Origin of the sequence: Pseudomonas sp. NFACC24-1 (assembly GCF_900115235.1) — a bacterium.
GTDB lineage: Bacteria > Pseudomonadota > Gammaproteobacteria > Pseudomonadales > Pseudomonadaceae > Aquipseudomonas > Aquipseudomonas fluorescens_AA.
On record NZ_FOVS01000028.1, the window covers coordinates 26,180 to 40,059 of the forward strand.

Below are 13,880 nucleotides of genomic sequence, written 5' to 3' on the forward strand. Positions count from 1 at the left end.
ACCGCCCGACAAGCTGACAAGGACGCGCGTCACGTGAATCAAAACTGGCATGGCACCCTGATTCGCCACATGTTGTTGCTGGTGACCGGTTGTTTGCTGATCGGCCTGATCAGCGGTTTTTACGGCTGGAGCCTGGCCGCCGGGCTGGGGCTTTACCTGGCCTGGACCCTCAAGCAATTGCTGCGGCTGCATGAATGGCTGCGCCTGCACCAACCCGACGAAGCCCCGCCCGACGGCTATGGCCTGTGGGGTGAGGTGTTCGACAGCATCTACCACCTGCAACGGCGCGACCAGCGCGTTCGCGGACGCCTGCAGGCGGTGATCGACCGGGTCCAGGAGTCCACCGCCGCGCTGAAAGACGCGGTGATCATGCTCGACAGCGACGGCAACCTGGAGTGGTGGAACCGCGCTGCCGAGACCCTGTTGGGCCTCAAGACACCCCAGGACAGCGGCCAGCCGGTGACCAACCTGGTGCGTCATCCGCGCTTCAAGGAATATTTCGAGCAAGCCAACTATGCCGAGCCGCTGGAAATCCCTTCGCCCACCAACGATCGGTTGCGCATCCAGTTGTACATCACCCGCTACGGCAACAACGAGCACCTGATGCTGGTGCGCGATGTCACGCGGATCCATCAGCTGGAACAGATGCGCAAGGATTTCATCGCCAACGTTTCCCATGAACTGCGCACGCCATTGACGGTGATCTGCGGTTACCTGGAAACCCTGCTCGACAACGTCGAGGAGGTGAACCCGCGCTGGACCCGGGCCTTGCAGCAGATGCACCAACAAAGCGGGCGCATGCAGACCCTGCTCAACGACTTGTTGCTGCTGGCGAAGCTGGAAGCCACCGATTACCCGTCGGACAACCAGCCAGTGCCCATCGACGACCTGCTGCAAACCATTGCCGAAGATGCGCAGGAACTGTCCGGCTCCAAGCAGCAGACCATTACCCTGGAAGCCGACCCGGCCGTTCAGCTCAAAGGCAGCGAGGCGGAACTGCGCAGTGCGTTTTCCAACCTGGTGTTCAACGCGGTCAAGTACACACCGGAGCAAGGTCGGATCCATGTGCGCTGGTGGGGCGATGAGCAAGGCGCGCACCTGAGCGTGCGCGATTCGGGCATCGGTATCGACAGCAAGCACTTGCCGCGCCTGACCGAACGCTTCTACCGCGTCGACTCCAGCCGCAACTCCAACACGGGGGGCACCGGGCTGGGCCTGGCCATCGTCAAACACGTCCTGCTGCGCCATCGCGCCCGCATGGAAATCAGCAGCGTACCCGGCCATGGCAGCACCTTTACCTGCCATTTCGCCCCGGCCCAGGTGGTTCGCGCACGCCTCGCCCGCCCCGCTGATTGAGCACGCCCCCTAGGCAATCGCCGAGTCAGCCGCTACATTGACTGGCTTGCGCCTGCCTTTTCAGGCGCCCATTTCCAACTCCTACGACTATTCGGAACCCGCAAAACCCCATCATGGACCCTTCCCCTGGCTTGTCCCTCGTCACACTCTTCGCCGAATTCGGCATGATTCTTTTCGCTCTGATCCTGGTTTTGCTCAACGGCTTTTTCGTTGCGGCCGAATTCGCCATGGTCAAGCTGCGCTCGACCCGGGTCGAAGCCATTGCCGAGCAGAACGGCTGGCGCGGGCACATCCTGCGCACCGTCCACAGCCAGCTCGACGCTTACCTGTCGGCATGCCAACTGGGTATCACCCTGGCGTCCCTGGGACTGGGCTGGGTCGGCGAGCCGGCGTTCGCCCACATCCTCGAGCCGTTGCTGGGCGCGGTCGGCGTACAGTCGCCAGAAGTGATCAAGGGCGTGTCGTTCTTCACCGCATTCTTCATCATTTCGTACCTGCACATCGTGGTCGGTGAACTGGCGCCCAAATCCTGGGCCATCCGCAAACCCGAGCTGCTGTCGCTGTGGACCGCCGTGCCGCTGTACCTGTTCTACTGGGCCATGTACCCGGCAATCTACCTGCTCAACGCCAGCGCCAACGCCATCTTGCGCATCGCCGGCCAGGGTGAGCCCGGCCCGCACCATGAACACCATTACAGCCGCGAAGAACTGAAACTGATCCTGCACTCCAGCCGCGGCCAGGACCCGAGCGACCAGGGCATGCGCGTGCTGGCCTCGGCCGTGGAGATGGGCGAGCTGGAAGTGGTGGACTGGGCCAACTCCCGGGAAGACCTGGTGACGCTGGAGTTCAACGCGCCGCTCAAGGAAATCCTGGCGATGTTCCGTCGCCACAAGTTCAGCCGTTATCCGGTGTACGACAGCGAGCGCCAGGAGTTCGTCGGCCTGCTGCACATCAAGGACCTGCTGCTGGAACTGGCGGCCCTGGATCACATTCCCGAGTCGTTCAACCTGGCCGAACTGACCCGGCCGCTGGAGCGGGTGTCGCGGCACATGCCGCTGTCGCAGTTACTGGAGCAGTTCCGCAAGGGCGGCTCGCACTTCGCCCTGGTCGAGGAAGCCGACGGCAACATCATCGGCTACCTGACCATGGAAGACGTGTTGGAAGTGCTGGTGGGCGACATCCAGGACGAACACCGCAAGGCCGAACGCGGCATCCTGGCCTACCAGCCGGGCAAGCTGCTGGTACGGGGTGATACGCCGCTGTTCAAGGTCGAGCGCCTGCTGGGGATCGACCTGGACCACATCGAAGCGGAAACCCTGGCCGGCCTGGTCTATGAAACCCTCAAGCGCGTGCCGGAAGAGGAAGAAGTGCTGGAAGTCGAAGGCCTGCGGATCATCATCAAGAAAATGAAAGGGCCGAAGATCATCCTGGCGAAGGTGTTGATGCTCGATTGAGTGTCGACCGCTTTCCGGCGACTACCCTCCTGTGGCGAGGGGATTTATCCCCGCTGGGCTGCGAAGCAGCCCTAAAACCTGAAATTCCAGTTTGCCTGGTGAATTGAGCCGGCAGTGTTGGGGTCGCTTCGCGACCCAGCGGGGATAAATCCCCTCGCCACAAAAGCGCCTTGGCTTGTGCAGAGGCTACTGCTTGCCCAACGCAAAGTTGGGCAGGTCGCCCACCGGCTGATTGAACTGGTAGGGAATCGACACCAGTCCCAACCCGGTATTGCGCTGCACCACGAAATGCAGGTGCGGGCCTGAGCTGTTGCCGGTATTGCCCGACAACGCCAGCGGCGTGCCCACCCCGACCCGCTGCCCTTCCCGTACGCTCACCGAGCCCTTCTGCAGGTGCAGGTAGACACCCATGGTGCCGTCATCGTGCAGCACCCGCACGAAGTTGCCCGCGGGGTCGTCCCCGCGGCCGGTCTGCTCGTTTTCGGTCTTGATGACCACGCCACCCCGCGCGGCGATGATCGGCGTGCCAACGGGCATGGCGATGTCCATGGCGTAGCGATTCTTCGGGCCGTAATGGCTGTATTGGCCGTTGGCCCCTTGGCTCAGCCGGAACGGCCCTCCGCGCCAAGGCAGCGGGTACCGATAGGCCTCGGCGGCGCCTGCTGGGTCGCCCAGGGAATATTCGAACCTTGGGGTGTACACCAGCGGCCTGCCGGGCCGGGTGGCCGTGAGCAGCGCCAGGCGCAGGTTGCTGCGCGCCGGCAGCACCCGCCGAATCGGCCGGCTCGGCGCCCCGCTGACGTTACGCAGCCCGGCGAAACTCAATTCGATCTCCACCGGCGCGTACAGATCGTTGCGCACGAATACCGCGTCCGCGCCGTTCTGTTTCTTGATATCCAGAAACACCTGCCGCTCCAGGCGCTCGACCATGCGGTCGCGGAACACGAACACCTGGGCGCCCTTGCTGGGGCGGTCGCTATAGGACACCACACCATTGGCATCAGTGGATTTGTAGATCGTCATGGCCACGGCCGAGGTGGAGGCCAGGACAAGACCACAGGCAAACAGCAGGGGCACGAACATGGGCAAAGGTTCTGTCGAAAATGAAGGCCTGCACAGCAGCCTAGCAGCTGGGATGGACCAGCGTAGTCGACGGATGTTTCAAAATTGGATCAGCGATCGGTGTTGGTGATCGTTCCTACGCTCTGCGTGGGAATGCAGCCAGGGACGCTCCGCGTCCCCTCAAGCGCCGAACGCAGAGCGTCCGTAGAGGCATTCCCACGCAGAGCATGGGAACGATCTGCATGGCCGGATCAGGCGCCCGGCACGAAGTGTTTCTGCGCCGTACCGCGGGCGATCAGGCGGGAGATGTAGTCGAGTTTCTGCGGGTCTTTGTCGACGAAGCGGAACGTCAGCTGCAGCCATTCGCTGTCGGGGGTCTGCTCATGGGCGACGATGGCGTGCAGGTAGCCGTTGAGACGGGCCGTTTCGGCGTTGTCGCCCTGCTCCATGTCCAGCACTGCGCTTTCGAGCACTTGTGGCAGGGTGTCGGTACGCTTGACCACCAGCAGCGCTTCCTTGAGGCTCAAGGCCTTGATCACGCATTGCTGGGTGCCGCTGGACAGGCGCAACTGGCCTTGGCCACGGTTGGTTGTCGAAGCGGCGGTTACCGGCGCCTTGACCGGCGGGCTGTTGAGCAGTCCACGGGCCGGGGCAGCAGCGGCTGCGGGAGCGGGAGCGGCCGCCGGCTTGGCAAACGGATTCGCCGCCGGTGCCGAAGCAACAGCCGCAACCGGCGCCTTATTGCCCGTCAGGGCGCTGAGGGAATCATTACCGAACGCCGAGTTCATCTTGGTCGGAGCACTGTTCATCAGCGTGTCGAGCTTGCCGACCTTGTGCAGGGCCTGCTTGACCTTGGTCAGCAACTGTTCGTTGGTGAACGGCTTGCTGACGTAGCCGGAAACGCCGGCCTGGATCGCCTGGACCACGTTTTCCTTGTCGCCGCGGCTGGTGACCATCACGAAGGGCATGCCCTTGAGGGTGTCCTGCTGGCGGCACCAGGTCAGCAGTTCGAGACCGGACATCTCCGGCATTTCCCAATCGCACAGCACCAGGTCGAATGCCTCGCGCGCCAGCAGGGCCTGGGCTTTCTTGCCGTTCACCGCGTCTTCGATACGCACGCCCGGGAAGTAGTTGCGCAGGCACTTCTTCACCAGGTCACGAATGAACGAAGCATCGTCCACGACCAACACACTGACCTTACTCATCCAGATACACCTCTAAAAAATCCCGGCAAGCATACCGCTTTACTGATGGCATATTGCCAAAAAAACCGTCAGTCACGCCGGGACTTTTCGTTCGCGGGGTGCTGCTTTGGATTAAAAAAAGCCAAAAAAAAAGCCCGACCAGAAGGCCGGGCGCTTTTCTTGGCAATCTTACTTATCGTCAGTTTTGCCTGGAACATTAGCGGTTTCGGACGGGGTGCCCTCAACTTCTTCCTTCATCCGCTTGAGCCCCATGTGGCGCACATCGGTACCGCGCACCAGGTAGATGACAAGTTCCGAGATGTTGCGCGCATGATCGCCGATACGCTCGAGAGAACGCAGCACCCAGATAATGCTCAACACCCGGGAAATGGAGCGCGGGTCTTCCATCATGTAGGTGGCCAGCTCGCGCAGGGCGGTCTTGTATTCGCGGTCGATGATCTTGTCGTACTGGGCCACCGACAACGCCAGGTCGGCGTCGAAACGGGCGAAGGCATCCAGTGCGTCACGGACCATGTTGCGCACCTGGTCGCCGATGTGGCGAACCTCGACGTAGCCGCGCGGCGCCTCGCCTTCTTCGCACAACTGAATGGCACGACGGGCGATCTTGGTGGCTTCGTCGCCGATCCGCTCAAGGTCGATCACCGACTTGGAGATGCTGATGATCAGGCGCAGGTCGGAGGCAGCCGGCTGACGACGGGCCAGGATACGCAGGCACTCCTCGTCGATGTTGCGCTCCATCTGGTTGATCTGGTCATCGATTTCACGCACCTGCTGGGCCAGGCCGGAGTCGGCCTCGATCAGTGCGGTCACCGCGTCGTTGACCTGCTTTTCCACCAGCCCGCCCATGGCCAGCAAGTGACTGCGCACTTCCTCCAGCTCGGCGTTGAACTGGGCGGAAATGTGGTGAGTAAGGCCTTCCTTCGAAATCATCTTGTTCGCTCCGCGAAAGTTGCAAGCTTCAAGCTGCAAGCTTCAAGCAGTTAAATGTTGATCCTGATAGCGCAGTGCGGCTATGCAGCTGCCTCGACTAGCCGTAGCGACCGGTGATGTAGTCTTCGGTCTGCTTCTTCGCCGGATTGGTGAACAGCGTATCGGTATCGCCGAATTCCACCAGTTTGCCCATGTACATGAACGCGGTGTAGTCGGAAACCCGCGCCGCCTGTTGCATGTTGTGGGTCACGATGACGATGGTGAACTTGGACTTGAGCTCGTAGATCAGCTCTTCGACTTTCAGCGTCGAGATCGGGTCGAGGGCCGAGCAGGGTTCGTCGAGCAGCAGCACTTCCGGTTCCACGGCGATGGTGCGGGCGATCACCAGACGTTGCTGCTGGCCGCCGGACAGACCGAGGGCCGATTCATGCAGACGGTCCTTGACCTCATCCCACAGCGCGGCGCCCTTGAGGGCCCATTCCACGGCTTCGTCGAGGATGCGCTTCTTGTTGATGCCCTGGATGCGCAAGCCGTAGACCACGTTCTCGTAGATGGTTTTCGGGAACGGGTTCGGCTTCTGGAACACCATGCCGACGCGACGACGCAGCTCGGCCACATCTTCGCCCTTGCGGTAGATGTTGTTACCGTAGAGGTTGATTTCACCTTCGACGCGGCAGCCGTCCACCAGGTCGTTCATGCGGTTGAAGGTGCGCAGCAAGGTTGACTTGCCGCAACCCGATGGACCGATGAACGCGGTGACGCGCTGTTTCGGGATGTTCAGGCTGACGTCATAGAGCGCCTGCTTCTCGCCGTAGAACAGGTTCAGGCCAGGTACTTCGATGGCGACGGTTTCTTGCGCCAGATCCAGGCTCTGCTTGTCGCGGCCCAGGGCCGACATGTTGATGCCGTGTGTATGTGCTTCGTGTTGCATGGTCTCACTCCGTTCGTAGCTGCAAGCTTCTAGCTGCAAGCTGCAAGTTTGAGCAAAAGCGGCGGGTCGCTTGCCGCTTGTGGCTAATGACTTTTAGCTATCCAACGCTTTGTACTTCTCGCGCAGGTGGTTACGGATCCACACCGCCGACAGGTTGAGCGTGGCGATCACCAGCACCAGCAGCAGCGCCGTGGCATAGACCAGCGGTCGCGCCGCTTCGACGTTCGGGCTCTGGAAACCGACGTCATAGATATGGAAGCCCAGGTGCATGATCTTCTGGTCCAGGTGCAAGTACGGGTAGTTGCCGTCCAGCGGCAGCGACGGGGCCAGTTTCACCACGCCCACCAGCATCAACGGCGCCACTTCACCCGCGGCACGGGCCACGGCGAGGATCATCCCGGTCATCATCGCCGGGCTGGCCATGGGCAGGACGATTTTCCACAGGGTCTCGGCCTTGGTCGCGCCGAGGGCCAGGGAGCCTTCGCGCACGGTACGCGGGATCCGCGCCAGGCCTTCTTCGGTGGCCACGATCACCACCGGCACCGCCAGCAGCGCCAGGGTCAGCGACGCCCAGAGCAGGCCCGGGGTGCCGAAGGTCGGCGCCGGCAAGGCCTCGGGGAAGAACAAGCGGTCGACCGAACCACCCAGCACGTAGACGAAGAAGCCCAGGCCGAACACGCCGTAAACAATAGCTGGAACGCCCGCGAGGTTGTTCACCGCGATGCGAATCAGACGGGTCATCGGGCCCTGGCGGGCGTATTCACGCAGGTAGACCGCCGCCAGCACGCCGAACGGCGTCACGATCATTGCCATGATCAGGGTCATCATCACGGTGCCGAAAATCGCCGGGAAGATGCCGCCTTCGGTGTTGGCTTCACGGGGGTCGTCGCTGAGGAACTCCCAGACCTTGCTGAAGTAGAAACCCAGCTTGGTGAACGTGCCCATGCCGTTTGGCTGGTAGGCGTGCACCACTTTGCCGATTTCGATCTCCACTTCCTTGCCGTTGGCATCGCGGGCCGTCAGGCTGTCGCGGTTGAACTGCGCATGCAGGTCGGCCAGGCGCGCTTCGATGTCCTTGTAGCGGGCGTTGAGTTCGGCGCGTTCGCTTTCCAGATCGGCCTGTGCCGAAGCATCGAGCTTGCCGTCCAGCTCCAGCTTGCGACCGTGCAGGCGGATACGCTCCAGACCGGCGTTGATAGCGCCGATGTCGACTTTTTCCAGGGTCTTGAGTTCGGCGGCCAACTGATTGACCCGCTGTACGCGAGCCTGCAGTTGCGGCCAGGCCGCTTCGCCCTCGGCGATGACCTTGCCGCCTTCCTTGACGTTGACCAGGTAACCGTAGAAGTTGCCCCACTCACGACGCTCGATGGCCATCAGTTCCGGCGGCGTGGTCTGGTTGGTCAACCAATCGCCGACGATCCAGGTGAAGTCGGTGCCGTTCAGGTCTCGGTTGCCGACCTTGATCAGTTCGCGGGTCATGAACTCGGGGCCTTCGTCCGGCACCGGCAAGCCGGCGCTTTTCAGGCGCTCGCGAGGCACTTCTTCTTTCTGTACGACTTCGCCGACCACCAGGTGCGCAGGCATGCCCGGCACGTTGTAGTTGGCGTGGATCAGGTCCGCCGGCCAGAAGTGGCCCAGGCCGCGCACAGCGATCACCGCCAGCAGGCCAATGGTCATGATGACCGCGATGGACACCGCGCCACCGCTGATCCAGACGCCAGGGGCGCCGCTCTTGAACCATCCTTTCAGGGAGTTCTGTTTCACAGACTTCTACCTTTCTTAAAGCGACGAATATTTCTTGCGCAGACGCTGACGGATCAGCTCGGCGAGGGTGTTCATGACGAAGGTGAACAACAGCAACACCAGGGCCGAGAGGAACAGCACGCGGTAGTGGCTGCCGCCGACTTCCGACTCGGGCATCTCCACCGCCACGTTGGCCGCCAGGGTGCGCAGGCCTTCGAACAGGTTCATTTCCATGACCGGCGTGTTACCGGTGGCCATCAGCACGATCATGGTCTCGCCCACCGCACGGCCCATGCCGATCATCAGCGCCGAGAAGATGCCCGGGCTGGCGGTGAGGATCACCACGCGGGTCATGGTCTGCCACGGCGTAGCGCCGAGGGCCAGGGAGCCCAGGGTCAGGCCGCGCGGCACGCTGAACACGGCGTCTTCGGCGATGGAATAAATGTTCGGGATCACCGCGAAGCCCATCGCCAGGCCCACCACCAGGGCGTTGCGCTGGTCGTAGGTGATGCCCAGGTCATGGGAGATCCACATGCGCATGTCGCCGCCGAAGAACCAGGCTTCCATGTACGGGCTCATGTACAGCGAGAGCCAGCCCACGAACAGGATCACCGGGATCAACAGGGCGCTTTCCCAGCCCTCGGGTACTCTCAAGCGAATGGATTCCGGCAGGCGGCTGAAGGCGAAACCGGTGACCAGAATGCCGATCGGCAGCAACATCAACAGGCTGAAGATACCCGGCAGGTGCCCTTCGACGTACGGCGCCAGGAACAGGCCGGCGAAGAAACCGAGGATCACCGTCGGCATCGCCTCCATCAACTCGATCACCGGCTTGACCTTGCGGCGCATGCCCGGGGCCATGAAGTAGGCGGTGTAGATCGCTGCGGCAACCGCCAGCGGCGCGGCCAGCAGCATCGCGTAGAACGCCGCCTTCAGGGTACCGAAGGTCAGCGGCGAAAGGCTCAGCTTGGGTTCGAAGTCGGTGTTGGCGGCGGTCGATTGCCAGACATATTTAGGTTCGTCGTAGTTTTCGTACCAGACCTTGCTCCACAACGCGCTCCACGACACTTCCGGGTGCGGGTTGTCCAGCGTCAATGGTTGCAGCTTGCCGCCCTGTTCGACGATCAGGCGGTTGGCCCGTGGCGACATGCCGAACAGGCCCTGGCCGTCGACCACCTGGTCCACCAGCAGGGTGCGGTGGGCGGTGCTGTGGAACACGCCGAGCTTGCCGGCGGCGTCGAGCGCCACGAAACCTTTGCGACGTTCTTCGGCGCTGATCTCGACGATGGGCGCGCTGCCCATCTGGAAGGTTCGAATCTGCTTGAAGCGCAGTTCGCCGTCCGGATCCCGGGCCATGAACCATTGGGCCAGGCCGCCCTTGGAGTCGCCGATGATCAGCGAGATCCCGCCCACCAGCTGGGTGGCGGCGGTGACTTGGGCTTCGCCGTCTTCCAGCAATTTGTAACGGCCGTTGAGACTCTTGTCCCGCAGGCTGAACACATCGGCCTGGGCACGCCCGTTGACCACATACAGCCATTGCTGGCGCGGGTCGACGAAGATGTTCTTCACCGGCTCGGTCATCTGCGGCAGGTCGATACGCGTCTGCTCGCTGGTGACTTCACCGGTCATCATGTTTTCTTCGCTGGTGAGCGACAGCACTTGCAGCTGGGCGCCGCTGGAACCGGCCAACAGCAGGGTCGAATCCGTGGCGTTGAGGCTGACATGCTCCAGGGCCGCGCCCTGTTCGTTCAAGGCGATCGGCGTCTCGCCGTAAGGGTATTCGACGGCGGGCGAGATGGTTTTCTTGCCGTCCGGGTAGGAGACCTTATAAGTGTGACGGAACACCAAGGCCTGGCCGTTGGACAGACCGATCGCCACCAATGGGCTGCCGGGCTGGTCCTCGCCAATGGCGGTCACGCTGGCGCCGGCCGGAATCGGCAGGTCGACGCGGCGCAGTTCGGCGCCACTGCCGACATCGAAAAACAGCGCCTGGCCCTTGTCGGAAACCCGCATGGCGACCTGGTTCTGTTCTTCGATAGAGATCATCAGCGGTTTGCCGGCGTCTTGCATCCAGGCCGGAGTGATCGAGTCCTTGGCGGTCAGGTCCGCGCCCTGGAACAGGGGCAGCACCACATAGGCCAGGAAGAAGAAAATCAGCGTAATGGCCGCCAGGACGGCGAGGCCGCCGACCAGCACATACCAGCGGGTCAGGCGATCCTTGAGCGCGCGGATGCGACGCTTGCGTTGCAACTCAGGCGTATTGAAATCAATGCGCTTGGGAGGGGAAGTCGTAGTCATTGTGGAGTTGGCCAGATCATTCATGCGCACACCCTAGCGATCCTGTATGACAGAAAGATGACAGTGAAGTGACGCAACAAATCCGCCGCCAGCTAGAAGCGGCAGCGGACGGAAAATTCGTGTCCGTGGGAGCGGGCTTGCTCGCGAAGGGGCCAGTACATTCGACATGGATGCCGACTGATCCACCGCATTCGCGAGCAAGCCCGCTCCCACAGAGAGCCCGGGCGTTGGCCCTGGCTCAGGTATTACTGCTTGGCGACGTTGCCGCCTTCCTGCAGCCCCAGGTCAGCCAGTGCCTTGGCGGCGACTTTGGCAGGTACCGGGATGTAACCGTCCTTGACCACGACTTCCTGGCCTTGCTTGGACAGGATCAGCTTCACGAACTCGGCTTCCAGCGGGGCCAGAGGCTTGTTCGGGGCCTTGTTGACGTAGACGTAGAGGAAACGCGACAGCGGGTACTTGCCGTTCAGGGCGTTTTCTTCGGTGTCTTCAATGAACTCGCCGCCTTCTTTCTTGGCCAGGGCAACGGTTTTCACGCTGGCGGTCTTGTAGCCGATACCCGAGTAGCCGATGCCGTTAAGCGAGCTGCTGATCGACTGCACAACCGAAGCCGAACCCGGCTGTTCGTTGACGTTTGGCTTGTAGTCGCCTTTGCACAAGGCTTCTTCCTTGAAGTAGCCGTAGGTGCCGGACACCGAGTTACGACCGAACAGTTGGACCGGCTTGTTGGCCAGGTCGCCGGTCACGCCCAGGTCGCCCCAGGTCTTGACGTCAGCCTTGGCGCCGCAGAGGCGAGTCGAGGAAAAAATGGCGTCGACCTGAGCCATGGTCAGGTGCTTGATCGGGTTGTCCTTGTGCACGAATACGGCCAGGGCATCCACGGCAACCGGAATAGCGGTTGGCTTGTAGCCGTACTTCTGTTCGAAGGCCTGCAGTTCGTTGTCCTTCATCTTGCGGCTCATCGGGCCCAGGTTGGCGGTGCCTTCGGTGAGCGCGGGCGGCGCGGTGGAGGAACCGGCGGCCTGAATCTGGATGTTTACGTTCGGGTATTCTTTCTTGTAGTTCTCGGCCCACAAGGTCATCAGGTTGGCCAGGGTATCGGAGCCGACGCTGGAGAGATTACCCGACACACCAGTGGTCTTGGTGTAGCTCGGGATCGCAGGGTCAACAGCGGCAACCGCGTTGGCAGTCGCAACGCCAGCAGCGACAAAAGTCATTGCCGCCATCAAACGCTTCAGTTTCATGCCTTACTCCTAGCAGATAGGTGTGTTAAGTCGGCCAAGTATTGGTAAGCCGTGTGAACACTCTATGGCTGAAATATGACAATTGGATGAAAGGCCAGCATTGAGTTTTACAGGATGTTGTGGCGAGGGGATTTATCCCCCGTTGGGCTGCAAGGCAGCCCAACGGCTGGATGCAATCAGTCTGAAACACCGAGGAGCGCTGGCTTGAGGGCCGCTTCGCAGCCCAACGGGGATAGATCCCCTCGCCACAGAAGCCTGTTCAGCGCCACCTAGCGCCCCTTCTTCCAGAGATAACCGCCCACCACAATCCCTATTCCGCAAATGATCGCCACGTAATACGCCGGCCCCATCGGGCTCTCTTTCAACAACAAGGTCACGATCATCGGGGTAAGGCCGCCGAAGATGGCGTAGGCCAGGTTGTAGGAGAACGACAGGCCGCTGAAGCGCACCACGGCCGGGAACGCCTTGACCATGACGTAAGGCACCGCGCCGATGGTGCCCACCAGCAGGCCGCTCAGCGCATAGAGGGGGAATAGCCAGTCGGGGTGGTCGAACAGGCTGTGATAAAAGGTCCAAGAGGTGATCAGCAGCAACGCGCTACCGAAGACAAATACCCGCCCGGCGCCGAAGCGGTCGGCCAGCACGCCGGAGCCGATGCAACCAAAGCTCAGGAACACGATCGCCAGGCTGTTGGCCTGCAACGCGGTGGTCGGGCTGAAGTGGTAAACGGTCTGCAACACCGTCGGGGTCATCAGGATGATCACGATGATGCCGGCCGACAGCAGCCAGGTCAGCAGCATCGAAATCGCGATGGCGCCGCGATGATCGCGCAGCACGGCCCGCAGCGGTATTTCCTCGGCCAGGGCCTTGCGCAGTTGCAGCTCGGCGAACACTGGGGTTTCGTGGAGCCAGCGGCGCAGGTACACCGAAAACAGACCGAACACACCGCCCAGCAGGAACGGGATCCGCCAGGCGTAATCCGCCACTTCCACCGGCGTATAAATGCTGTTGATGGCCGTGGCGACCAGCGAACCCAACAGAATCCCCGCGGTCAGGCCACACGTCAGCGTGCCGCAGGCGTAGCCGATGTGGCGCGCCGGAACGTGTTCAGAAACGAATACCCAGGCCCCCGGCACTTCCCCGCCGATGGCCGCGCCCTGGATCACCCGCATCAGCAACAGCAGGATGGGCGCCCACATGCCGATCTGCGCATAGGTGGGCAACAGGCCCATGATCAGGGTCGGCACAGCCATCATGAAAATGCTCAGGGTGAACATTTTCTTGCGCCCCAGCAGGTCGCCGAAGTGGGCCATGATGATCCCGCCCAGCGGCCGGGCCAGGTAACCGGCGGCAAAAATGCCGAAGGTCTGCATCAGGCGCAGCCACTCAGGCATTTCGGCAGGGAAGAACAATTTGCCGACCACGGTGGCAAAGAACACGAAGATGATGAAATCGTAGAACTCCAGCGCACCGCCCAAAGCTGAAAGCGACAGAGTCTTGTAATCGTTGCGGGTCAGTGGACGTGCTGGTTGTGCGGGCGTCGCCGTGCTCGAAGGCGCAGTGGTCATGGCAAGGGCTTCTCTTATAGTCGGTTCTGCAACCCTGGTAACACGGGTTGGGGCCTGGGCAGGTCCGGCACGATAGCAAATTGTTCGAA

Annotated in this window: 10 protein-coding genes; 2 read left to right on the forward strand and 8 right to left on the reverse strand. The window is 61.8% G+C overall.

Translation table 11 applies throughout. The features are described from left to right. Positions 1 to 69: 69 nt before the first annotated feature. Together phoR and BM317_RS22640 are read left to right on the forward strand one after the other, a co-directional pair. Positions 70 to 1,356 carry a phosphate regulon sensor histidine kinase PhoR gene (phoR, locus tag BM317_RS22635; RefSeq protein WP_256574209.1) on the forward strand — a complete coding sequence of 429 codons (1,287 nt, stop codon included), beginning with the start codon at positions 70 to 72 and terminating at the stop codon, positions 1,354 to 1,356. Positions 1,357 to 1,469: 113 nt separating this feature from the next. Continuing rightward, complete coding sequence (locus BM317_RS22640) at positions 1,470 to 2,810, forward strand: hemolysin family protein (RefSeq protein WP_014335895.1); 1,341 nt, start codon at positions 1,470 to 1,472, stop codon at positions 2,808 to 2,810. A 186-nt stretch (positions 2,811 to 2,996) separates the two neighbouring features. Here the strand turns inward: BM317_RS22640 and BM317_RS22645 are convergent, their stop codons facing one another. The 8 genes from BM317_RS22645 to BM317_RS22680 all read right to left on the reverse strand — a co-directional run bounded on the left by BM317_RS22645 (position 2,997) and on the right by BM317_RS22680 (position 13,791). Further along, entirely contained in the window at positions 2,997 to 3,893 is an 897-nt protein-coding gene (locus BM317_RS22645; protein WP_092167665.1) for a peptidoglycan DD-metalloendopeptidase family protein, read from the reverse strand. A gap of 230 nt (positions 3,894 to 4,123) precedes the next feature. Then, positions 4,124 to 5,077 carry a response regulator gene (locus BM317_RS22650; protein WP_092476339.1) on the reverse strand — a complete coding sequence of 318 codons (954 nt, stop codon included), beginning with the start codon at positions 5,075 to 5,077 and terminating at the stop codon, positions 4,124 to 4,126. A gap of 168 nt (positions 5,078 to 5,245) precedes the next feature. After that, entirely contained in the window at positions 5,246 to 6,007 is a 762-nt protein-coding gene (gene phoU, locus BM317_RS22655; RefSeq protein ID WP_092167670.1) for a phosphate signaling complex protein PhoU, read from the reverse strand. Between the two features lie 97 nt (positions 6,008 to 6,104). Continuing rightward, positions 6,105 to 6,938: a phosphate ABC transporter ATP-binding protein PstB gene (gene pstB, locus BM317_RS22660; protein WP_072411200.1), complete on the reverse strand. Its 834-nt coding sequence runs from the start codon at positions 6,936 to 6,938 to the stop codon at positions 6,105 to 6,107. A gap of 93 nt (positions 6,939 to 7,031) precedes the next feature. Next, entirely contained in the window at positions 7,032 to 8,702 is a 1,671-nt protein-coding gene (pstA, locus tag BM317_RS22665; RefSeq protein ID WP_060739810.1) for a phosphate ABC transporter permease PstA, read from the reverse strand. 15 nt (positions 8,703 to 8,717) lie between these two features. Further along, positions 8,718 to 10,751, reverse strand: a complete 2,034-nt coding sequence (locus tag BM317_RS22670) for an ABC transporter permease subunit (RefSeq protein ID WP_170866277.1) — start codon at positions 10,749 to 10,751, stop codon at positions 8,718 to 8,720. Between the two features lie 473 nt (positions 10,752 to 11,224). Further along, the gene (locus BM317_RS22675; protein WP_053127032.1) at positions 11,225 to 12,223 is read right to left on the reverse strand and encodes a phosphate ABC transporter substrate-binding protein PstS; all 999 of its coding nucleotides are present in this window, start codon (positions 12,221 to 12,223) and stop codon (positions 11,225 to 11,227) included. Between the two features lie 269 nt (positions 12,224 to 12,492). Continuing rightward, complete coding sequence (locus BM317_RS22680) at positions 12,493 to 13,791, reverse strand: MFS transporter (protein ID WP_092167676.1); 1,299 nt, start codon at positions 13,789 to 13,791, stop codon at positions 12,493 to 12,495. Positions 13,792 to 13,880 lie beyond the last annotated feature (89 nt).

Bases quoted from the DNA above. Each gene is read 5' to 3' on its own strand.
- BM317_RS22675 (WP_053127032.1), bottom strand. From the start codon at position 12,223: ATGAAACTGAAGCGTTTGATGGCGGCAATGACTTTTGTCGCTGCTGGC.
- BM317_RS22670 (WP_170866277.1), bottom strand. From the start codon at position 10,751: ATGCAAGACGCCGGCAAACCGCTGATGATCTCTATCGAAGAACAGAAC.
- BM317_RS22650 (WP_092476339.1), bottom strand. From the start codon at position 5,077: ATGAGTAAGGTCAGTGTGTTGGTCGTGGACGATGCTTCGTTCATTCGT.
- BM317_RS22680 (WP_092167676.1), bottom strand. From the start codon at position 13,791: ATGACCACTGCGCCTTCGAGCACGGCGACGCCCGCACAACCAGCACGT.
- pstB (WP_072411200.1), bottom strand. From the start codon at position 6,938: ATGCAACACGAAGCACATACACACGGCATCAACATGTCGGCCCTGGGC.
- phoU (WP_092167670.1), bottom strand. From the start codon at position 6,007: ATGATTTCGAAGGAAGGCCTTACTCACCACATTTCCGCCCAGTTCAAC.
- BM317_RS22640 (WP_014335895.1), top strand. From the start codon at position 1,470: ATGGACCCTTCCCCTGGCTTGTCCCTCGTCACACTCTTCGCCGAATTC.
- phoR (WP_256574209.1), top strand. From the start codon at position 70: ATGTTGTTGCTGGTGACCGGTTGTTTGCTGATCGGCCTGATCAGCGGT.
- BM317_RS22645 (WP_092167665.1), bottom strand. From the start codon at position 3,893: ATGTTCGTGCCCCTGCTGTTTGCCTGTGGTCTTGTCCTGGCCTCCACC.